Genomic DNA, 22,230 nt, shown 5'->3' on the forward strand with positions numbered 1-22,230 from the left:
CATCCACGCATGGCGTGGATCTACCGAGGTCGTGGTGCAGTAGATCCACGCCATGCGTGGATGCGCTTCTCTCACCCACCCGCCAGGCGCTGCTGGGCCCGCAGCAACTTACGGAACGAACCGCACTGGCGCGCATCCTGCGCTTCCGGGCAGGCCGCCGCGCGTTGTAGATGGCGGCGCACCCGCTGCAGCTGGGTGATCTGTTGCTGCAGCACATCAGCCTGCGCCAGCAGGGCCTCCCGGTCCAGCGTGAGGCATCCGCGCTGCGGCGGCAGCGATGCTCCAATCTGCTGCAGCGACAGCCCGGCCGCCTGGCCGAGACCGATCAGTGCCAGCCGTTCCAGCACCTGCTCGTCATACTGCCGACGCAGACCGCGACGGCCCAGGGCCTGCAACAAGCCCAATTGTTCGTAGTAGCGCAGGGTCGAGGCCGGCACGCCACTGCGCTTGACCACCTCGCCGATATCCAGTTCACGCACGGGCTTGACCTCAAGTGACCTTCAAGCGCCAACCTATGGGCAACTACCCGGCAGGACAAGGCCATGACCAGTACATCCCCCGTTGATCAGAATGCGCTCTGGAATGGCCCAGGCGGCCAGATCTGGGTCGCACAGCAGGCCATTCTCGACGGCCTGTTCCAGCCGATGGCCGACCTGCTGGTGGCCGAACTTCCGGATACCGTCACGCAACTGCTCGACATCGGCTGCGGTACCGGGGCCAGCCTGCTGGCCGCGGCCGCTGCGCGCCCGGCGGCACACTGCACCGGCCTGGACATCTCCGCGCCGATGCTGGCGCTGGCCCGCCAGCGCGCCGGAGCGGCAGGACTGGACGCGGACTTCATCCTGGCCGATGCGCAGCAGCATCCGCTGCCCTCCGCGCACTTCGACTGGATCCAGTCGCGGCTGGGTGTGATGTTCTTCGAGGATACCGGCGCGGCCTTCGCCAACCTGCACCACGCCGCGCGACCGGGTGCCGGCCTGCGTTTCATCGCCTGGCGCAGCGCAGAGGAGAACCCATTCATGACGACGGCCGAGCGTGCCATTGGCGATGAACTCGATCTACCCCCACGCGTGCCAGGAGCACCCGGCCAGTTCGCCTTTGCCGATGGCCAGCGCGTGCAGCGTCTGTTGCAGGCCGCCGGCTGGAAGGATGTGGAGTTGGTCGCGGTAGACCTGCCGTGCTCGATTGCCCGCGATGAACTGCCGACCTATGTCGGCCAGCTGGGCCCGTTGGGCTTGGCGCTGCGGAACCTGCCCGAAGACCGCGCCGACGCACTTCGAAACAAGGCGCTGGCCGCGTTCGCGCCCTTCATCGAAGGCGACCGTGTGCGCGTCGATGCCGCCTGTTGGCTGGTCCGCGCCCGCGCCTGATACAAAAAAGGGGACGGAGGGGATTAAGTCGTTTCCGGCACAGCCGGGGCAAGAACGACTTAATCCCCTCCGTCCCCTTTTTCTACTACAGCGCCTCGCCGGCGTCCGCCAGGCGCGATTCAATCAGCGCATACCACTGCTGCAGCACGTCGATCAGCATGTCCAGCTCGGCGTCGGTGCGCTGCGCGCGCCCACTGCGCAGGCAGGCCTGGGCTTCCTGCAGCTGGGCGAGGAAGCCGGCCACGGTATCGGCCTGCAGGATCAATCCCGGCAGTCGCCGCCCGGGAATGCGCACCACCGCATGATTGCCGAGCTGGCCGTACACACTCAGTGTGGTTTCCGTCTTCATGGAAAGAGGCAGGAATTGGGCGTTCATCGCGTGCACCATGGAAAACCTGAGCCGCCGGCAGGCGTGGACAACGGGGGAGACGTGGCCACGTCCTGCCGGCGGTCAGGGGGGACTCGGGATGCCGGGGACTTGCCCCGGCGCAGGATTCTCAGCGTGGCTGCGCCACACCCGCGATCTGCACGCGCCGGTTCGGCGCCAGGCAGGCGATCAGCTCGCGACGGTTGCGCTGCTCGCACTGCACGATCGGCTCGGCCGCGCCGCGTCCTTCGGCACTGATGCTGGCTGCAGCCACGCCGCCCTGCACAAGCGCGCTGCGCACGGCCTCGGCACGTCGCTGCGACAGTGCCTGGTTGTAGCTGTCACTGCCGATACGGTCGGTATACCCGGTCACCCGGATTGACTGCACCTGACTGGCCTCGCGCACCTGCGCCAGTACGCCCTGCACGGCCTGCTGGCCTTCGGCACTGAGCACCGCGCTGTCGAAACCGAACAGCGCATCGGCGGACAGGCGCAACGGCTGCTCCGGCAACGGCGCCGGTGCAGGCGGGGCCGGCGGCCGCGGCGGGTCCAGCACCGCCGCACATGATTCAGGCTTCCAGTAGCCGCCCTGGGCAATGCCCTTGCTGTCGAAGCGGACCTGGAACTGGCAGGTGAAGTATTCGGCCCCCTGTGCGGTGCGGAAGTTGAACAGGTAGTTCCACTCGCGCACGCCCCACATGCCTTCATTGAAATGCGGCGTGCCCAGCAGCGTGTACAGCTGGCGCTTGCTCATGCCCGGCGCGAAACGGCGCAGGTCGGCGACGTCGGGATAGATGCCTTCCTTCAACGAGGCCTTCGAGGCCTCCGGGAACTGCACGGCGGTGGTTTCGGCAGGACCCTCGGCGGCCGGCGCATGGCTGCGGCAGGCGGCCAGCAGGCCCATTCCCAGGACCAGGCCCAGCACTGCGGCCATCTGGCCGGTGCGGGCGATGCGATGCTGTTTCATGTCATTCCCCCTTTGGACGTTTCCGCGATGCCGGGCCGCGCGTGCGGCCCGGCGGCGGGGATCACCACTGGATGCCGGCACCGACGGCCACACCGGCCTCGCCACGGCTGTTGGTCGAGCCGCTGAACTTGTAGATCCAGCGCCCTCCTTCGGAGACACCGGAGATGCCGACCGCAACGCCGGATTCGCCGTTGTAGCTGCCGGCGGCGACCGAGGCCATGCTGCGGCCCGCTTCGCTGGGCTGCGGCAGTGCTGCGGTGGCCATTGCCGAGGCGATACCGGCCGAGGCGCGGTTGTCGGTCTTGCGCAGGTCGCGCTCGAAGCCACCCATGCGCTCGTCGGTGTAGGCCTTCGACCAGTCCAGGGTCTGCGCCATGCCCGACTTCAGCTGATCGACGTTGACTGCGTCGGTACCGGCGGTGCCGGCGGCGACGTTACGCACCGTGGTCGGGCCGCTGTTGGTGCTGCCCAGCGTGACACTGTTGTAGTTGGTCGCGCCGTTCACCGTGGTGTCGTAACGGATCGTACCCTGCTGCGAGGCCTGCAGCTGGCGTACGTTGACCGCGTCGGTAGCCTGCGAACCGTCGGCCACGTTGACCACCTGGCGTTCGGCACCGGCGGCACCCACTGAGACCGTGTTGGCCCGGTTCGCCACCGAACCCGCACCCAGCGCCACCGAGTTGTCGGCCTGCGCCTGCGAGCCATTGCCCAGCGCGGTCGAGTTGGCACCGGCGGCGGTGGAGCCAGCGCCACCTGCAGCCGAGTTGGCACCGCTGGCGGACGGATCGGCCAGGTTGTTGGTGTTGTTGGCGCGGAAGCTGCCGGCCACGTTGGTGATGTTCTGGATCTTCTGGTCGGTGTACTTCTTCGATTCGTCGATGGCGTAGTTCACGCCGTTCTTCAGCTGGCCGACATTGGTTGCGTCGTACGTATCTGAACCGTCGGCGACATGGGTGATCTTGCGCTCGCTGCCGGTGCTGCCGACCGAAACCTCACCGGCCGAGTTGCTGGCGCCGGTCTGGCCATAGGCGCCGGTGTAGCCGCTCTGCGCACCGACGCTGGCCACCGACCCGGCACCCAGGGCGACGCTGTTACCGGCACTGGCGCTGGCGCCGTTGCCGACCGCCACGCTGTTGGCACCGGCCGCACTGGCCTGCGGGCCGACCGCCACCGCTTCCGCACCGGCAGCCGTTGCAGGCGCTGCGGTCGAGTTCACTGCCAGATAGGCACTGCCACCGCTGTTGTTGGTGATGCGTTGGTTGAGGACCTTCAGCGAGCCGTCCACCGCAGTGAAGGCGGCGGTGACATTGTTGTAGTCGCCGCTGGTGAAGGTGCCGTCGGTGGCGATGCTGGAGATGCTGAACTTCGGCGCGGTCCACACGTTGGTGGTGCCGTTGTACGCGGTGGTGCCACCGAAGTAGTTGGCGATGGTGCTGTTCGTGCTGAACAGCTGGTCGCCGGTGATGGCGTCACTGCTGCCGGCCAGAATGCTGCCGGCGGCGACGTTGGTGATCTTCACCGCGCCGGTGCCGGTACCCGTCAGCGTCACGCTGTTGAGCACGTTGCCACTGCCATCGACGTCGTACTTCACGGCCAGCTTGTCGATCTCGCCGGTCTGGTCGGCGACGTTGGCCAGCGAGTTGCTGACCGCATCGAAGGCGGTACCGACGTCGTTGTAGCTGCCCTTGGTCACGGTGCCGTTGGCGGCGACGTTGTTGATCGAGTAGGTCGGTGCGGTCAGCACGCCGCTGGCGTTGACCGCTGCGCCACCACCGAGGTGGGTGGCCACGGCCTGGTTGGCCGCAAACAGCTGGGCGCCGTTGATGGCCTCGCTGCTGGTGGCACTGACCTGGCCCGGGCCGAGATTACGCAGCGTGGTGGCCGTGCCGGTCTGGCCGAGCGTGGCACTGGCGTAGTTGACGCTGCCATCGCCATTGAGGTCATAGCGCAGTGCCCCCTGTTCCGACGCCTGCAGCTGGCCGACATTGACCGCATCGGTGGCGGCGGTACCCGCAGCCAGGTTGGTGACCTGACGCTCGGCACCGGCGGCACCGATGGACACGCTGTTGGCACGGTCAGCCAGGCTGCCGGCACCCACCGCGATGCTGTTGGCGGCGGTGGCGCGGGCGTTGGTACCGACCGCGATCGAGTCGGCGCCGCTGGCCAGTGCCTCGGTACCGGTCGAGTTCACCCGCAGATACTTGGTGCCACCGTTGCGGATGTCGGTGATCTGCGTGTTGAGATTGACCAGCGAACCATCGACCGCGGCGAAGGCATCGGTGGCGTTCTCATACAGGCCCTTGGCGATCGCACCGCCGGTGGAGATGGTGCTGATCTCGAACAGTGGTGCGGTGAATGCACCGCTGGCCGGATCGAAGGCTGCGCGACCGCCGAAGAAGCTGGCGATGGCCGCATTGGTCGCCGCCAACTGGCCGCCATTGACCGCTTCCAGGCTGCCGGCGGTGACCGCACCGCCGGCCAGGTTGCCGATGGTGGTAGTGCCGGTGCCCGCACCGAGCGTGACGCGGCGATAGTTCGGATTGCCGGCACCGTCCAGATCGTAGGTCACCGCAGCGGCCGCCACATCATCGATCAGGCTGATGGCACCCTTCAGCTGGGCCACGTTGACCGCATCGGTATTGACACTACCGGCGGCCACGTTGGTGATCTGGCGCTCGCCGCCACCGGCGGTACCCACCGACACTTCACCGGCCGAGACCTGCGGCGCAGTAAGGCCATAGGCGCTGTAGCTGGCCTGGGCACCGCGCAGCGCGGCCGAACGGTAGCCCAGTGCAACCGAATTGGCCTGGTTAGAGGTCGCCTCGGCACCGAGCAGGGTCTGCCCGTTGGCCGTGCCCAACGCGCTGTCGCCGACGATCACCGAATGGCCCATCCGTGCGGCGTAGTCCGCGGTCGGCACGCCGGTCGGGTTGCTCGGGTCATTGGTGCCTGCACCCGGGAAGGCGACGTTGGCATCGACCTTCGGCAGTTCGTGGCGGGCATTGGCGCCGATCACCACTTCCTTCGAACCGTTGGCAAAGGCGCCGTCACCCATCAGCACCTGGTAGTCCTGCGCCGCATTGACTGCCCAGCAGGAGATGTCGGCGAGGACAATATCCAGGCACTTGGCCGCCCATGCCGGCGAATCCTTCGGCAGCAGCAGCCCGAGCAGGCCGCCCGGATTGCCGTTGTTGATGTTGTAGATGTAGCTGTCGGAGGTGACACCGCCGATCAGGGTCAGGTGCGAGCTGCCGCCGGTGACGGCGCCGCCCAGGCCATTGAGGGTGCTGCCGACCGGCGACAGGTTGACCACCGGCAGGCCCAGCACATTGACCGTCGAGTAGGTCTGCATCACGTTGGCGTTGCTGAGCTTGAGGTTGCCGTTGCTCAGGTAGCCGTTGCCGCCGAACAGGCTGGTGGTGGTCGGGCCGATCAGCTGCCCGACATTGCCGACCAGGCCACCGGTGCCGATGATCAGGCCCGCGTTCGGATCGGCCGGAGCCGGCGCCTTCGGGCTGGTCGGCGGGATCGCCGAGGGCTTGGTCAGGCCGAGACCGCCGAGGGTGCCGCCGACCAGGCCGCCTACGGCACTGCCGAGATTGCCGATGGTGCCGTTGAGGTTGCCATTGAGCAGGTTGCCGACGGCGCCGCCGACATTGCCAAGCGTATCGCCCAGCAGGCCACCGAGGCCGCCGGTGCTGCCACCTGTAGCGCCATTGAGTACACCGCCGACGGTGCTGCCCACCGCACCCACTGTATTGTTGAGCGTGCCGCCCACGGCGCCACCAACTGCACCCACCGTGCCAGCCGCACCATTGAGTGCGCCGCCGACGGTGCTGCCGACCGAACCGACCGTGCCGTTGAGCGCACCACCCACAGTGCCGCCGACTGCACCAACCGTGCCAACGGCGCCATTGAGCGTGCTGCCCACTGCTCCGCCCACCGCACCAACCGTGTTGCCGACGGTGCCATCAAGCACGCCACCCACGGCGCCACCTGCCGCGCCGACAACGCCGCCCACCAGGCCACCCACGCCCAGTGCGCTGTTCTGCGCTGCCACAGTCGCTTGGCCGGCCAGCTTCAGATTGCGGTCGGCCACGACTTCCTGGCCATCGGGCGCCTGCACGCGCACTTTGCCGGCAACACCGGTATCGAAAGCTGCGGTGATCGCACGATCATGGGTCTCGCCCGGCAGCTCCTCCTTTGCCGGCAACGTGACCGCCGCCGTCGCCTTGACCTGCCCCTGACCATCGATCTGGTGGCCCGCCAGCTTCAGCTGCGAATCCACCTTGCCGTCAACGGACGCCTTGAGGCCGGACAGCGAGCCAGCGGATGCGCCAGCAACAGCGGCGGCCGCCTTGGCACCGGTATCGATCGAGGCCACCTGGGCACCGGCGATGCCAACCCTGGCCTTCGCCTGCGCATCCGCAGCCACACCGAGCGGCGCATGCGCGGACGGCGCAACGTTGGCCGCCAGTGAGGCATCAATCTTCGCCACATTGGACGCTGCGTGCCCCAGCCCGACATTGGCGCGAACATCGGCGGCCAGTGCAGGAACCGCGACCTGCTTCGGCGCGGCGTTCGCCGCCAGCTTCACCTGTACGGTAGCCGGCAGCACGTCGCGCACGATCGGCAGCGAGGTCGTACTCAGCTGCAGGCCCACACGCGCGTCTGCGCTGATCGCCGGACTGCTCTGCGCCTGGCGCGATGCCGCGGCCAGCGCGACTTCTGCGTCGACCTTGACCGGCATCGGCTGCGCGTACTTCGCGGCCAGTGCCTGCAGATCACGCAGCGACTGATTGGATTCGGATGCTCCTGCATTCCCGCTGGCCAGCGCACACAGCAGGGCCAGGGCCAGTGCGGTCGGCATCAGCAGGACACTGCGCGGATCGCGGGCGGCGCTGCCGCCGCTATCGCCGGTGGCCAGTTCCGAGGCCACAACCAGAGCATTGAGCTGGCGGTTCCATACACGCCGGTAGATGCGGTTCATGAGCATTTCCCCCGTAGGCGAACAACTGGAATGTCAGTGGACTTGCCGTTAGGCAGGTGACTGACATTTCAGCGTTTGCAACGGCGGCTGCGCACTTCATTCCGGCACGGCAATCGCGCATTCCGGCAAATCCACGGTCGGAATCGGCAGCCGGTTATGCAGAAGCGGCAACCATATCGGCAAGCGGATATGCAATTCCGGCAGGAACCGCCGGGAAACCCTTATGGGGCCTGGATCAGGCGGGCTGGCCGATCTGCGCGGGTGCGCGCATCAGCGTGTCACGCGGCAGTTCACCGAAGACCTTGCGGTAGTTGTCGGCGAAACGCGACAGGTCCCACAGGCCACAACTGAGGGCGATGGCCTTGACCGAACGGCGGCTGGAATCGGCCATCGACAGGCTGCGGCAGGCTGCGCACAGGCGCAGCATCGACAGGTAACGATTGGGCGACGTACCGAACAGGTCCTCGAACGCGTAGCGCAGCCCCCGCTCACTGACACCGGCAGCGTCGCAGATCTCATTCATGTAGATATTGCGGCGCAGGTTGAGGCGCATGAAGTTTTCCGCCCGCTGTGCGATCAGATAATGCGTGCGCCGCGCACGGCTGCAACCCGGGCGTTCGGCGGAACCCGCACCCAGCAGTGCCTGCACGTGTTCGTGCAGCAGCCGCTCGGTTTCTTCCGGCTGCAGGCCCGTGCCCTGGCCCAGCTGCAGGTGCAGCTGCTGGTAATGCTGTGCCAGCGGGGCGGCCTCGCTGGCGAGATTGAACAGTGAAAGCGCCTGTCCGGCCGGCGGCGTGCTGCGCAGGCTCAGTTCGGTCAGCTTGCGTTGCACCCGTGCCACCGGCACCAGCATCAAGGTCATGTGCGTGCCCGGGCTCAGGGTGAACTCGCTGATGCCCTCGGGCATCACGGTCAGCGCCATCCCAGGGGCAAGCGGTACGCCATGGCACCAGCTCAGGGTTTCATCGGTCGCATGCAGATACCCCAGCATCGCCCAGTCCGGCGGCAGCATGAAACGTCCACGGCAATGGAATCCACAGCTGATGCTGCAGAACAACGCCTCCTCGTGCACGCGTGACGCGAAGGCCGCCCGCGGCCCATTGCCATCGAGCAGAAGCAGTTCGACATCACATACACGAAGCACGCCGCTCAGCGTCGCCAGGTCGATCGACCGCAGGCCGCTGTCGTCGCTGTCTCCTACCCCACCATCGACCATGACAGTGTCGTCCCCCCGATTATCCGCCGTGCGGTACGGCCCCCACTGCCTGACAGGGCGCGCACCTCTCATGGAATCTCTTCCATCACCGGGATGCGCGCCGCCAAGGTGCGCACCCCAAAAGAAACGCGAGTACTTGAATGCGAGTATGCCCGATAATTCAACGGGGTAAACATCTGCACCGCGTTGAATAAGATGGATACAGAGGTGAAAATCAGATTGTCGTGTTTGGCACAGTTTTCGCATGCGACCTGAAGCCTGCCTCACATTATCTGCACGTCGATGAATCGTTGTGCGGGCGAACGGATTTCCGTCACAGAACCCGGCTTGAAAATTAAGGAGCAATGGGATTCTGCCGAATTTGCATATAGGTTCCGGTTGCAGCCGGCCGCCATTCAGGCAAAGTCGATAACACGGTGATCCGGTCTTTGATAATGACCGCACCCAGGGGGACAGCATGACCATGCACGTATCGCTCGACACGTCGACCACCGGCCCCGCGCCGCGCGGTCGCGGTTGCGCGAACGGCGTCCCGCCTGGAAACGATCACCCTGCTTGAGCACAGCGGGTCCATCCCGCCGTGCCTCCTCCGCCAGGACGTGCGGAGGTCCACGGACGATCCCGGCGGAGCCGGGCCACCGCCCAACAGGTGTCCTGTAGCAGACAGGTAGAGGGAGACAAACGTCATGAACGCATCGATCCGCAAGTTCCTGAAGGAAGAAGATGGCGTCACCGCACTCGAGTACGGCCTGCTGGCGGCTGTGATTGCGGGTGTCCTGATCGCACTGGGCAGCACGCAGATCAAGGATTTCTTCGAAACGCTCTTTGAGAATCTCACCAAGCTTGCCGACAAGGCATCGGGCAACACGCCGGCCTGAGCCGCGTCCCAGGCTGATCAGGGACAGCAACTGCTGAGCGTCCACTGACGGACAATGGAGGGTGCGATGACACTGCTGGGATTGCTGGCCATCGGTGTGTGCCTGCGGATCGCGATCAGCGATCTGTACGCCCGTCGGGTGCCCAACGCCTGGCTGCTGTCCGCATGCGCGATCACCGTTGTCGTGCTCATCGCCGGACAGTTCAACGCGCCGCGCCTGCCGTGGGCTTCCCACGTTGCCGGCGCGGCGCTCGGCCTGGTCGCATTGCTGCCTTTCCACGCAGTGCGCTGGATGGGCGCCGGCGATGTCAAATTCTTTTCGGTACTGGGATTGATGCTGGGCTGGCAGGCACTGCTGCCGATCTGGATCGCGGCCAGCCTGGCAGCGGGCGCACATGCCGCACTGGTGCTGGTATCGCGACGGTTGGGTCCAGTACTGCCCATCGGCCTTCAAGCCCATATGCATCGGGCAAGTTCGCAATGGCATTCGCACCCGGCGCTGCGCGGGATGCAGAGCGCCCGCCAGGGACGCCAAGGCATTCCCTACGCCGCCTACCTGGCGGTATCCGCCATCGCCTGGGTCCTCATCAGCACGTACGGAGGTGTGGCATGAACATCCACAACCGACGCCGGCAACGTGGCGCGGCCAGCATCGAGTTCGCGCTGATGTTGATGCTGGGCCTGCTGCCGCTGCTGCTGTTCACGTTCTCCGGCGTAATGATCATGGCGGCCCAGCAGACGTTGGCAACCGCCTCGGCCGAGGGTGCACGTGCATCGCTGCGCTATGGCAGTGCCAACGAACGCCGTACTGCCGCCTGCGTTGCAGCGCGTAGTTCGATGCAGTGGCTGCTGAACTTCTCGGGTCAGCCGGTCGACTGCAGCAATGGCGGAAACAACGCCATTCTGGTCTCCGCGCAGGCCCCCTGCGCCGGACTGGCCAGCGCCCAGTGCATGACCGTGACGGTCAGCTACGACTACGCAAGCCATCCCTTCCTGCCCGGCACCGCCACGCTTTACAAGTGGGTGATGCGGGCTCCCATCCGCAGCGTCGCGGTCGCTCAGCTCGACCTCGGCAGCGGCAACTGACGTTCGGTACAGGAGACGGTTCCATGCTCAAGTTGACCCGCATTGCTGCCGTCGCCCTGATCGGGCTGGCCGTGCTGCTGGCGGTGATCGCCTTGATGATCGGGCGCAAGCAGGCCGCACCGGCAACGGTTGCCCCGATGACGCAGAGCGAAGCCCAGGCGATCACCGTGGTGGAAGCGGTGGCGCGACTGCCGGCCGGCGAACCGATCTCTGCCAACGGACTGCGTCTCGCACAGCGCAGCGCCCCGGTTGCCGGTGCCGCCACCAGCATTTCCGCCGTGGTCGGAAAGGTGCCTGTGCAGGACATCGCCGAAGGCACAGCGATCAGCAGCAACGCACTCGCGCAGGGATTCTCGCTGCAACTGCGCCCCGGGGAACGCGCACTCGCGGTCCCGGTCGACGAGCTGGTGGGGGCCGGCAACCGCATCCTGCCCGGTGATTTCGTCGACGTGTTCCTCAACCTGCGCACTGCCCAATCCACTGCCGGCGGCCCGGCCGACGCAGCACAGACGCGCCTGCTGCTGTCGCGCCTGCGCGTGCTCAGCTATGGCCAGCAGGACATCGCCCCGGCCAACCATGACGCTGTTGCCAGCAACGAGGCCGATGGCCGCAACGATCCGCGCGCCGCCGACATCACCGGAAGCAGCAGCACCCAGAGCACGGGCAGCGGGACCGCCCAGCCGGCACGCAGCGCGGTACTGGCGGTGCCGGTGGCCGATGCCAACCGGCTGCTGCTGGGTGCGCAGCAGGGCAAGCTGTTCCTCGCCCTGCGCAACCCTGCCGATTCCGGCCAGCCCGATCTGGCGCTGTTCCCGCAGGCACGCGGGGTGATTGATCCCCTGCGTGGCCTGGATGCGGAACAGCAGCTTGCGCTGCAGCGGCCAGAGAATCACGCCTTCGCCGGCATCGACGGCGATGCATTGGCCGGCCGCAGCAACGCGCCCGCGCGCAGCACCCAGGATGCCCCGGCACGCGTACCCGCACCACGGCGCAGCGCCCCACGCGCATCGGGCATCGAAATCATCCGAGGTGACAGCTCCGCCCCCCGTGGTTCCCTTTGACCTGCATCGAGCGCATCCATGACCGAACGTCGCCGCAGTCCACGCCCTTCCCCCCGCCAGCGCTGGCTGGCCCTGCTGCTGGTGTTGCTGGCACCGGCGACAAGCGTGGCCGCCGACGACCTGGTGCTGCAGGCGCGTGAGCAGCGCCCCTGGACGCTGCCGGGCGATCTGGAGCGGGTCGCCATTGCCGATCCGGGCGTGGCCGATATCGTGATGCTGCGCGGCCAGCGCCAGGCCCTGCTGGTCGGCAAGGCGCCGGGCACCACCACGCTCCTGCTCTGGCACCGCAAGCAGACCGAACCACAGCGCCTGCAGGTGCGGGTACAAAGTGCGGTGCAGGGTGCGGCCGACGCCGGCGCGAACGGGCTGGTATTCACCCAGCAGGACAATCAGGGCCTGCTGCAGGGAAGCACCGAGAGCGTGCTGTCGCACATGCAGGAGCAGAAGGCTGCCGCCATGGCCCTGGGCAAGGATGGCCTGCTTGCCGACGCATCCACGGTGAGCAGCGGCGGCGTGGTCCAGGTCGAGGTCAAGGTGGTCGAGTTCAACAAGACCGCACTGAAGCAGATCGGCATCAGCTTCCAGAACCGCAATGGCAACTTCGCCTACGGCTTCGCCCGCCCGGGCGGCCAGTTGCCGGGCAACACCGGCATCCTGCCCGGCATGAAGGAAGGCAACTCCGGCAACGAAGCCGAATCGCCCATTTCTTCGGCCTTCCGCCTGGTGTTCGGCTCGACCAAGGGCCTGTGGAATGCCGACGTCGACCTGCTGCAGAGCAATGGCATGGCGCGTGTGCTGGCCGAGCCGACACTGGTCGCGCTGTCCGGGCAGAGCGCCAGTTTCCTGGCCGGCGGCGAGCTGCCGATCCTGGAACCGCAGGGGCTGGGCACCACCACCATCACCTACAAGCCCTTCGGCATCGGCCTGACCGTGACACCGACGGTACTGGCACCGAACCGCATCGCCCTGAAAGTCGCACCGGAAGCCAGCGACCTGGACTACAGCAACGCCATCGCGCTCAACGGCGTGCAGATTCCCTCCATCACCACCCGCCGCGCCGACACCACGGTCGAACTGGGCGATGGCGAGAGCTTCGTGATCGGTGGCCTGGTCAGTTCCAACGTGGTTTCCAGCGTCGGCAAGATCCCGCTGCTGGGTGACCTGCCGATCATCGGCTCGTTCTTCCGCAACTTCGACTACAAGCGCCAGGACAAGGAACTGGTGATCATCGTCACGCCACGCCTGGTGAAGCCGTTGGCACGCAACACCGAGCTGCCGCTGCCCGGCGACCGCGAGGCCAAGCCGCACATGCCCGAATGGGGCGCCTGGCTGCTGGGTCCTATCAGCCAGGACCCGGTGCCCGGCTTCTCACGCTGATTCCATGATGCCTGCGATACCACGCCCATGCCCTACGCCACTGCCCAGCCGCTGCATCCGCAAGGACCGCCGATGAACCTGGTCCTGTACGGAATGGATCGCGAACTGCTGCCCCGGCTGGCGGCGAAACTGCCGCCAACCACCACCCTGCACTGGCAGGACAGCAGCACCCCGACCTCCGCCCAGGACCTGCAACGCGGGCCGCAGAGCCTTGTGCTGCTCGACTTCCGCCCGGAACATGCGGCCGCCTCCAGCGTGCTGGCGCAGCAACTGCAGCAGACCGAGCCGGATCTGGCATTGGTTGCAGTCGGTGCCACCAGTGCCGGCCAGGTGGAAGGCGTTGTCATCGCATTGCGGGCGGGCCTGCGTGATGTGCTGGACCTGGACAGCGACAACGTCGGCATCGAGGCCGCGCTGCGTCGCGCCCTCTCACCACGACCGGCTGCCGCCGCGCAGCAGGCGCACAAGGCCCGCCTGATCGTCCTGCTGGGCGTGCGCGCCGGGGTCGGCACCAGTACGCTGGCCGCGCATCTTTCGGTGCTGGCACAGCAAACCCGTGCACTGGCACAGGGCGAGGCACTGCAGCAGGATGGCCTGCTGATGGAGCTGGCCCAGCCTTCGGGCGACCTCGCCCTGTACCTCAACCTGGACAGCCGCTTCCACTACGAAGACGCGCTGCGCAACGCCAGCCGCATCGACGCCACCCTCGCCCGTACGGCCATGGCCCGTCACGATTCCGGGCTGGTGCTGCTGGACCGCGCCAGCGGCAGCGATGCGGTACCGCCGTCCGATCCGGGTGCGCTGCTGCAGCGCCTGCGCACCGTGTTCGCCAGCGTGCTGTGTGATGCCGGTGGCTGCCCGCTGCGTCAGCTTCCGCCGCTGCTGCTGGACCAGGCCGACGAGATCTGGCTGGTCACCGATGCCTCCATTGCCACGCTGGTGTCGCTCGACCAGGCACTGAAGCATCTTGCCGGGCAGCGCGAACGCGAGAAGCGCCTGCAGCTGGTGATCAACCGCCACGATGACAGCAGCGGCATGAGCCCGGAGCAGATCGCGCGCCGCTTCGAGGTTCCCCTGCTGGCCACGCTTCCCGAACGACCGCGCGTGCGCCTGGCTGCCAGCCAGGGCCACCTGCTGCTGCAGGATGCGCCGCGCGACCCCTACCTGCGTGCCCTCGCCCCGCTGGTTTCGCGCCTGGATCCGGCTGCCTGCCCGGTCCAGGCGCAGGGCCTGCGGGAAAGACTCTCCCTTGCCCTGGGTGGATCGCAATGGAAGACAAGGTAACCCCGTTCCCGCATGCCGTTGCCCGGCCGGTGCTGCCCGAAAGCTCGCCGGGCCATCAGCCGTTCGCGCAGACCGAGCAGTACCAGAAGGTGCTGTCGGCCGCGCATGAGCACCTGCTCAACAGCATCGAGGACGAGCGCATCGACATCGATTCCTGGGCCCCCGACACAATCGCCCGCTGGGTGCAGGTGCAGACGGTGGGATTCATCCAGGAATGGCGCATCCCGATCAACGAAGAGGAGATGCAGGTGGTTGCCGACGGCCTGGTCAAGGAGCTGACCGGCTTCGGCCCGCTGGACGACCTGCTGCACGACCCGTCCATCGAAGACATCCTGATCAACGGTTTCAAGGATGTGCACGTGTCCCAGGGCGGCCAGCTCAAGCGGGCCACCCAGCGCTTCACCGACGATACGCATCTGCTGCGCATCCTGCGCCGCATCCTCGCCCCGCTTGGGCGCCGCCTGGATGACTCCAATCCGATGGTCGATGCGCGCCTGCCCAACGGCGGCCGTCTCAACGCGATCATCTCGCCACTGGCGGTGGATGGACCGATGGTGTCCATCCGCAAGTTCCGCAAGGACCCGTTCACCCCCGATGAACTGCTGGCCAAGGGCACCTTCGATGCGCCGATGCAGGCCTTGCTGAAGGCGATGGTACTGGGTCGCTGCAACATCCTGGTGTCCGGCGGCACCAGCTCGGGCAAGACTTCGCTGCTGAACGCCCTGGCCAGCTACGTCCCCGCGAACGAGCGCGTGATCACCGTCGAAGACACCGCCGAGCTCTCGCTCAACCACCCGCATGTAGTTCGCCTGGAAAGCCGTATCGGCGGCGCCGAAGGGCACGGTGCGGTCAGCATCCGCGATCTGGTCCGCAACAGCCTGCGCATGCGCCCCGACCGCATCGTCGTCGGCGAAGTGCGCGGTGCCGAGGTGCTGGAAATGCTGCAGGCGATGAACACCGGCCACGACGGCTCGATGGCCACCATCCACGCCAATTCGCCCCGCGACTGCCTGTACCGGATCGAGATGCTGGCCGGTTTTGCCGGCTTCCAGGGCAGCGAGGACAGCCTGCGCCGGCAGATCGCCAGTGCCATCGACTTCATCGTGCAGATCTCGCGCCTGGGCAGCGGGCGCCGCGTGCTGGTCTCGATCACCGAGATCACCGGTGTCAGCGACAACCTGATCACCACCCAGGAAATGTTCCGCCACGAACTGCAGATCGACGGCAACGGCAAAGAGATCGATCGCTGGGTCGGGCTGGGCTTCCATCCGCACTCGCACAAGCTGGAGCCGTTCCGCCAGCAGCTGCGCGAATCGCTCTACGGAGACTTCTGAGCATGGGAACCGGCGCGCTGCTGGGCATGCTGAGCATCATCGCGGTGCTGCTGGCGCTGGCAGCCTGGCTGTGGGGCACGGCCAGCAGCCGTGAGCAGCGCCAGGTTTCAATGCGGCACGCCGAGCAGCAGCTTTCGCGCGGAAGCGCCACGAGCGGAGCACCCGCCGGGCCGTCCGTCACCGCTGCCAACGACCCGGCGCGGCCCGCCAGCGCCGGGCGCCGCGTGCTGCCGCTGGATGGCCTGCTGCAGCGCGCAGGGCTGCAGACCGGCTGGAAAATTCCCATCATGCTGCTGGTACCGGGGCTGATACTGTCGGTGGTGGCGATGCTGCGGCTGGGCACCGCTTGGATGTTTCCGCTGACCCTGCTGCTGTACCTGCTTGGCTGCTGGCTGTGGGTGATGCGGCGGACCACGAAGCTGCGTGCGCAACTGCTGCATCAGCTGCCGGACTTCCTCGACAACCTGGTGCGGCTGACCGCACTGGGCAACAGCCTGCAGGCCGCGTTCCAGGTTGCGTCGATGCAGACGAGCGCGCCGTTGCGCGGGCTACTGGACACCACGGTGCGCTTTGCACGCAGCGGCATGGAGCTGGACCGTGCACTCGCACAGGCCTCGCATCCCTATCGCATGGATGTGCTGAAGGTGTTGTCGGTGGTGATCGGTGTCAGCGTGCGCATTGGCGGGCGCTCCGACCAGATCCTGCAGCGCATGGGCGATTTCATGCGCGATCTGGAACAGGCCCAGCAGGAGCTTGCAGCGACCACCTCGGAGACGCGGATGTCAGCGTGGGTGCTGGGCCTGTTGCCACCGGCCTGCGCGGTATTGATGGCGATCACCAGCCCGGACTTCTTCCAGCCGGTGCTGCACGATCCGCTCGGCCACAAGATCCTGCTGCTTGCACTGGGCATGGAACTTGTCGGTGGCTTCCTGCTGTATCGCCTGGCCAAGTCGCTATGAACCCCCTTCGCCCCGCCGGAGACAACCGATGAGCGCCAGCGCCTGGTTCGCCCTCTCCCTGCTCGTGCTGGCCGCCGGTATCGCCCTGCTCGGTATCGGCGGCTGGGTACGCAGCCATCGTGAGCAACGTACAACGGCCACCTTGAAGACCGCCCTGCAGCCGCGCGAGGCGTCCCGTGACACCGAGCCTGCGCGGCACGATTCGCTGGGCTGGCTGGAACGCTTCGGCCGTGCCCTCAGCGGCGGCCGCCTGGAAACGGCGTTGCTGGCCAATGAAGACCGGCTGCTGTTGGATCTGGCCGGGTGGAACACCCGCCGCGGTACGGCCATCTACCTCGGCCTGCGCCTGCTGCTGGCCGTTCTGGTGCTGGTACTGGTGCTGACATTCAGCAGCGTCACCGGGCTGGCCAGGATCATGGTGATCATCGGCGCCCTCGCCGCCGGCCTGCTGCTGCCCAAGTTCGTTCTCTCCTCCTGGGTGAAACGGCGCCGACGAGCGGTCGACAACGAGCTGCCGCTGCTGATCGACCTGCTGCGTCTGCTGCAAGGCGTGGGCTTCAGCATGGACCAGAGCCTGCAGACGCTCGGCGACAAGCTGCGCGATGCATTGCCGGTCCTCGGTGGCGAGCTGCAGGAGGCCAACATCGCCTATACCCACGGCCGCACGCGCGCACAGTCCCTGCGCCGGCTGAGCGAGGTCTATGCCGACGATGACCTGACCAGCCTGATGCAGCTGATCCTGCAGGTGCACGCCCATGGCGGCGCGGTGCAGGAGCCCCTGCGGCAGTTCAGCATCCGCCTGCGCGAACAGCGTCGCAACACGCTGAAGGAAAAGGTCGGCAAGCTCTCGGTGAAGATGACCGTGGTGATGATGCTGACCCTGCTGCCAGCGTTGATGCTGGTCCTTGCCGGTCCGGCGCTGGTCGCGCTGGCCACCACCATGTCCAAGATGGGGTCCCCCTGATGCCTGCCCTGCGCACTTCCTGCCTCATTGTTGCCCTGGCTGCCGTTGCCGGCGCCAGCGGCTGTGCATCGACCACGCCCAAGTACCTGCGCGCGCCCAGCCTGGCCGCGCCCGAACCGGCGCCGCAGGACAGCCGCAATGCCTACCTGGAGCTGATCGAGCGCATGCAGCAGCAAGGCGCATGGTATGCCTCGCTCGCCCACGTCGACGCCTTCCGCCAGCGCTACGGCGATCCGCCGGCGTTGCGCCTGCTGCAGGCCGACGCGCTGCGCGAGACCGGCCAGGCCGATGCCGCGGTCACCCTGTACCGCGATCTTTCCAGTGGCGCCCAGGCCGCCGCGGCCGCCCATGGCCTGGGCCTGATTGCCGCGCGCCGCGACGACGACGCCGGCAGTGAGCAGGCGTTGGCGCGGGCGACCGAACTGCAGCCATTGAATACAAGTTATCTCGGCGACCTGGGCTATGCGCGGCTGCGCGCCGGGCAGTTCGAGCGCGCGCGCGAACCCCTGGCCAAGGCGCTGGAGCTGTCACCGGGCAATGCCAAGGCCACCGCCAACCTCGCCCTCTGGGCGGTACTGCGGGGCGACACCGCCACTGCCGAACGCCTCGCCCAGCAAGCGAACCTCAATGAAGAGACCCGGCTCAGCATCCAGCAGCAGGCGGCGCAGATCCGTGCCCGCCTGCAGCAGCGCCAGGCCGCAGCGGCAGCCGCCGCAGTCGTGCCGGCCGCTGCCCGTGCTCTCGCCAGCGATGCCGCCGGCAACCCGCCCGGCGCCACGCGACTGGCGGCGGAACCGCGCCGCGACAGCCGCGATGAACGCGATCCGCAGCGCCTGCCGCCCTCGATGCTGGAACGCTTCAGCGCCTCCGACCACCCGAACGGGAACACACCATGACCGCGACGCCCCTGACCCGACGCCTGCTGCCCGTTCTGATCTGCCTGCTGCCGGCCGCCGCCGTGCAGGCGCAGCAACAGCCGCTGACCGGGCAGATGCTTGGCGGCAGCACGCCGGCTGCGTCGGCTTCGCAGCCGCTGCAGTCCGAGTCACTGCCCACCGTGGACCTGGCGGCCCCGCCAGCACCGGTGCCGCAGGCGGCGCCTGCAGCAGTGGCCAACACCGACGGCAGCACTGCAGCTCCGCGGCCCGGCCGCAGCCAGATCGGCGATACCACGCGCAACCTGTTCCGCCTGCAGGCATCGGGCCAACAGGCCGGACAGCACCTGCCGATCCTCGGCGACCAGGCGACGCTGAGTTACGCCCGCTACATGAAGAGCTTCGAACACGAGATCCCGGACTTCTTTGAAGCCGATGTCGCCAAGTCCAAGGGATCATCCTCATCCGGACGCTGAGGTAGGCCATGAAACGCCCACGCCAGTTCAGTTTCAGCCGCCCACGGGGCGGCATGTCGATCACCATGATGCTGGTCATGCTGGCGCTGCTGGCGATGCTGGGCCTGATCGAGATCGGTTACCTGTTCTGGGCCAAGCGCGATGCACAGAAAGTCGCTGATCTGGCCGCACTGGCCGGAGCGCAACGGCTGGAACTGTGCACCTCGGACAACAGCGACAACAGTGCTGCGCGGCAGAGCGCACTCACCCAGAACACCTTCGCAGGAAGCCTGGAAATCCGCTGCGGAAACTGGAACGTGACCCGTGCCACCGAAGGGCACTTCAGCCCGGTCGTCGATGCAGCGAATCAACGCAACGCCGTCCGTGTCATCACCCGCCGCGCGGTGCTTCCCTTCTTCGGGCAGAACAGCAGCCTGCCGACCGTGACCGCACAGGCGGTGGCGCGCCGTGCAGAACCCACGGCGGTTTTCAGTGTCGGCTCGCAACTGCTGCGCATCAATGGCAACACGCCACTGGGAAATGTCCTGAAACTGGTGGGCGCCGACCTCGACAAGACCACCCTGCTCGGCTACGACGGCCTTGCACAGGCGCATATCACCCCGAATGGACTGCTGCAGGCACTGGGCATTCCGATCGACGTCAACATGGGCGTGGCGGAGTTCAACAATCTGCTGGCCGGCCGCAAGGTCAAGCTGGGCAAGATCCTTCAGGCGACCGTTGACCTGCTCACCCAGCAGGGCGTTGCCCACGTGGACCTGAGTGCACTGGAGAATGCCCTGGTCGTGAAGGGCATCGACCTCAAGCAGCTGGAGGTGAAACTCGGCTCCGATGACAGCGGTGGCGGCCTGTTCGCACGCGTGGTCGCGCCGGATGGAACAATTTCCAGCGCGCTGCAGGCCGATGTCAATGTGCTGGACCTGATCGGCACCAGCATCAGCATCGCCAATGGCGGTCGTGCGGTTTCGGTCGATGAACTCAACCTGCTGGGCCTGGTCAATGCCCAAGCCGCTGTGGTGGAACCGCCGTCCATCGCCATCGGTGGCGTTGGCGCGCGCGCTTACAACGCGCAGATCCGTGTCTTCCTCGACATCGACACCAACAACATTCCCGTTGCAGGCGGCGTGCTTTCACTGCTGGGCATCCGCCTGAAGCTGCCGGTCCATGCGGACGTGACCAATGCAATGGCGACCCTGACCAGCCTGCAATGTGGCAGCACGCCTCCCACGGCGACGATCAAGGTCGAGTCTTCCGTGCTGCGCGCCTGCGTCGGCAAGGTGGCCGACAGCGAGCGGTTCTCCAAGCAGAATGTCTGTGGCGACACCCTGCAGAAGGAACAGATGCTCACACTGCTCGGCGCCCCGTTGATCAATGACAGCATCAAGGTCAATACGCTGACCGACACGCAAAGCCTCACCCTCCCCGCCGGCGCGACCGGTTCAACCCAGGTCAACTCCCTGGAGGTGGGCACCGCCGTGTCCGAGCTGGTCAGCGAACTGCTGCGCGTACTGTCCGGCGTGCTCGATCCGCGCGACGATGGCATGAGCCAGGGCTCGACCGCAGCGCAGTTGGCCGATCGCTACCTGAAAGCAGCCAACGTTGGTCGCAATCGCTACGACGTCGATGCGTCCATCAAGCTGCTTGAACTTGGCGACCAGACGCGGGGGTTGAAGCCTTTGGGCACTTGGGATGTACCCAAGGGTGTTCCAAAACCCTGCCTGGTGGGCCTGCTCACATGCTGGGAGGATGGCTCGGTCTGGAAAGGCTATCGCACGGCTGTGACTGGCGAAGGGCTGGGCGTGCTGCCGGCACTGCTGGGTAGCCTGCTCGGCGGACTGACCGTCAACCGGTGTGCAAGCCTGCTGATTTCCTTGAGCGACCAGGCCTACAACAACTGCATGACGCAGAACCTCGCGTCTTACCTGCAGACCGCCCACGACGGCTTCCTGGACCAGTTCGCCGGCGACGGCGTCACCGCCCCCGGCAATGGCCCGGTCAGTTGTTCGGGCCTGCTGTGCTTCCTGCTGAAGCCCGCCCTGGACGTCCTGAAGCCGCTGCTCAACAGCGTCGGCTCCCTGCTGCGCTCGCTGCTGGCGCAGGTGCTGGGCCTGGAACTGGGCCGTACGGATGTGCATGTCCAGTCCATCCAGTGCACGCCCGCACAGCTGGTCTACTGACCCGTGACGGGCGCCCTTGGCGGCGCCCGCGCACATGCTAGACTCCCGGCGGGGAACCACCTTCATCTCAACCCACACTCATCCGTGGATGGTCTAGACATGCGAGAAACTTCAGGGGGCGCGGTCTTCGCCCGGCACGCGCGCGGCGCGGCACTGCTGGCCGTGGCCATGATGCTGGTGGCACCGGCGGCGATGGCTGCCCGTGGCGACCGCGAAGCAGCCGCAGAGCCGGCCGCACGTACCGCACCGGTGGTGCGCAACACCGTTGACGAGCTCAAGCAGCTGATGGATGCCCGCCAGCTGACCGAGCTGCGCACCACCTACAACGGCAACTACGGCGCCAGCCTGCTGTTCAATGCCAACACCCTGACCTACTACGTCGCCCTGTTCCAGGAGAAGAACTTCTGGCGGGTGATCAAGACCGATGCCGTCGACAACGCCGAGCGTGTCTACCGCACCTTCGCGCAGCAGTCAGAGCAGCTGGCCCAGGTCTACATCGACACCGCCCGACTGGAAGCCGGCAAGCGCTATACGGAGCGCCTGGTGGCCTACAACGAGGAGCGCCTGCGCACCCTGCAGCAGGAAATGGAACAGCAGCAGGCACAGTCGGCCCAGGTCAGCGCTGCCCTGCAGCAGGCCCAGCAGCAGGCGGTCAGCCTGAGCAGCGACGTGCAGAGCACCAACAGCCAGCTGGATTCCCTGCAGCGCCGCATCCAGATCCTGCAGGCCGAACAGGGCAACCCGGAGCTGAGCCTGCCCAAGCCGGACACCGTACCCTCGCCGGCACCGGCGGCCGCCAGCGACGGTCGCTGAGGTCCAGCGCCTGGCGTGCCGTCCAACGGCGCCTACGGGC

Annotated in this window: 19 protein-coding genes; 14 read left to right on the plus strand and 5 right to left on the minus strand. The window is 66.9% G+C overall.

Going from position 1 to position 22,230, the window contains the following annotated elements:
- Positions 1-71 precede the first annotated feature (71 nt).
- On the minus strand, positions 72-479 hold the full coding sequence (locus tag ACZK33_RS13875; RefSeq protein WP_423174912.1) for a MerR family transcriptional regulator: 408 nt from the start codon (positions 477-479) through the stop codon (positions 72-74).
- Between the two features lie 63 nt (positions 480-542).
- Here ACZK33_RS13875 and ACZK33_RS13880 point away from each other — a divergent pair, with 63 nt between their 5' ends.
- A complete protein-coding gene (locus ACZK33_RS13880; protein WP_423174913.1) occupies positions 543-1,370 on the plus strand; it encodes a class I SAM-dependent methyltransferase in 828 nt (275 codons plus the stop codon).
- Positions 1,371-1,455: 85 nt separating this feature from the next.
- On the opposite strand, the gene ACZK33_RS13885 is transcribed toward ACZK33_RS13880, so the two are convergent.
- The 4 genes from ACZK33_RS13885 to ACZK33_RS13900 all read right to left on the minus strand — a co-directional run bounded on the left by ACZK33_RS13885 (position 1,456) and on the right by ACZK33_RS13900 (position 8,910).
- Complete coding sequence (locus ACZK33_RS13885; RefSeq protein WP_019659952.1) at positions 1,456-1,746, minus strand: DUF6959 family protein; 291 nt, start codon at positions 1,744-1,746, stop codon at positions 1,456-1,458.
- 121 nt (positions 1,747-1,867) lie between these two features.
- Positions 1,868-2,704, minus strand: a complete 837-nt coding sequence (locus ACZK33_RS13890; protein ID WP_423174914.1) for an OmpA family protein — start codon at positions 2,702-2,704, stop codon at positions 1,868-1,870.
- Positions 2,705-2,765: 61 nt separating this feature from the next.
- Positions 2,766-7,694: a YadA-like family protein gene (locus tag ACZK33_RS13895; RefSeq protein ID WP_423174915.1), complete on the minus strand. Its 4,929-nt coding sequence runs from the start codon at positions 7,692-7,694 to the stop codon at positions 2,766-2,768.
- 235 nt (positions 7,695-7,929) lie between these two features.
- Complete coding sequence (locus ACZK33_RS13900) at positions 7,930-8,910, minus strand: AraC family transcriptional regulator (protein WP_032128070.1); 981 nt, start codon at positions 8,908-8,910, stop codon at positions 7,930-7,932.
- Positions 8,911-9,596: 686 nt separating this feature from the next.
- Between ACZK33_RS13900 and ACZK33_RS13905 the strand changes: the two genes are divergently transcribed.
- From ACZK33_RS13905 to ACZK33_RS13965, 13 genes are all read left to right on the plus strand, one after another.
- A complete protein-coding gene (locus ACZK33_RS13905; RefSeq protein ID WP_019337868.1) occupies positions 9,597-9,788 on the plus strand; it encodes a Flp family type IVb pilin in 192 nt (63 codons plus the stop codon).
- Between the two features lie 66 nt (positions 9,789-9,854).
- Positions 9,855-10,400, plus strand: a complete 546-nt coding sequence (locus ACZK33_RS13910; RefSeq protein WP_032128071.1) for an A24 family peptidase — start codon at positions 9,855-9,857, stop codon at positions 10,398-10,400.
- Complete coding sequence (locus ACZK33_RS13915) at positions 10,397-10,873, plus strand: TadE/TadG family type IV pilus assembly protein (RefSeq protein ID WP_049398481.1); 477 nt, start codon at positions 10,397-10,399, stop codon at positions 10,871-10,873. Before ACZK33_RS13910 ends, ACZK33_RS13915 begins: the two co-directional genes overlap by 4 nt.
- Positions 10,874-10,896: 23 nt before the next feature.
- Positions 10,897-11,934 (plus strand): Flp pilus assembly protein CpaB, encoded by a 1,038-nt coding sequence (cpaB, locus tag ACZK33_RS13920; protein WP_423174916.1) that lies wholly within the window; start codon positions 10,897-10,899, stop codon positions 11,932-11,934.
- Between the two features lie 18 nt (positions 11,935-11,952).
- Positions 11,953-13,311: a type II and III secretion system protein family protein gene (locus ACZK33_RS13925; protein ID WP_049423074.1), complete on the plus strand. Its 1,359-nt coding sequence runs from the start codon at positions 11,953-11,955 to the stop codon at positions 13,309-13,311.
- Between the two features lie 27 nt (positions 13,312-13,338).
- Positions 13,339-14,595: a CpaE/TadZ family protein gene (locus ACZK33_RS13930; protein ID WP_032128075.1), complete on the plus strand. Its 1,257-nt coding sequence runs from the start codon at positions 13,339-13,341 to the stop codon at positions 14,593-14,595.
- Positions 14,580-15,929, plus strand: coding sequence for a TadA family conjugal transfer-associated ATPase (locus ACZK33_RS13935; protein ID WP_049398477.1), 1,350 nt, complete (start codon positions 14,580-14,582; stop codon positions 15,927-15,929). The genes ACZK33_RS13930 and ACZK33_RS13935 overlap by 16 nt, the downstream gene beginning before the upstream one ends.
- A gap of 2 nt (positions 15,930-15,931) precedes the next feature.
- Entirely contained in the window at positions 15,932-16,888 is a 957-nt protein-coding gene (locus tag ACZK33_RS13940; RefSeq protein WP_423174917.1) for a type II secretion system F family protein, read from the plus strand.
- Between the two features lie 28 nt (positions 16,889-16,916).
- Positions 16,917-17,852: a type II secretion system F family protein gene (locus ACZK33_RS13945; RefSeq protein WP_032128078.1), complete on the plus strand. Its 936-nt coding sequence runs from the start codon at positions 16,917-16,919 to the stop codon at positions 17,850-17,852.
- Complete coding sequence (locus ACZK33_RS13950; RefSeq protein ID WP_329913302.1) at positions 17,852-18,748, plus strand: tetratricopeptide repeat protein; 897 nt, start codon at positions 17,852-17,854, stop codon at positions 18,746-18,748. Before ACZK33_RS13945 ends, ACZK33_RS13950 begins: the two co-directional genes overlap by 1 nt.
- A complete protein-coding gene (locus tag ACZK33_RS13955; RefSeq protein ID WP_032128080.1) occupies positions 18,745-19,203 on the plus strand; it encodes a DUF3613 domain-containing protein in 459 nt (152 codons plus the stop codon). The genes ACZK33_RS13950 and ACZK33_RS13955 overlap by 4 nt, the downstream gene beginning before the upstream one ends.
- Positions 19,204-19,211: 8 nt before the next feature.
- Positions 19,212-21,377, plus strand: a complete 2,166-nt coding sequence (locus tag ACZK33_RS13960; protein WP_423174918.1) for a TadG family pilus assembly protein — start codon at positions 19,212-19,214, stop codon at positions 21,375-21,377.
- A 99-nt stretch (positions 21,378-21,476) separates the two neighbouring features.
- A complete protein-coding gene (locus tag ACZK33_RS13965; protein ID WP_478453492.1) occupies positions 21,477-22,190 on the plus strand; it encodes a DUF2968 domain-containing protein in 714 nt (237 codons plus the stop codon).
- Positions 22,191-22,230 lie beyond the last annotated feature (40 nt).

It is taken from the genome of Stenotrophomonas sp. 86156_Sma (genome assembly GCF_056481625.1).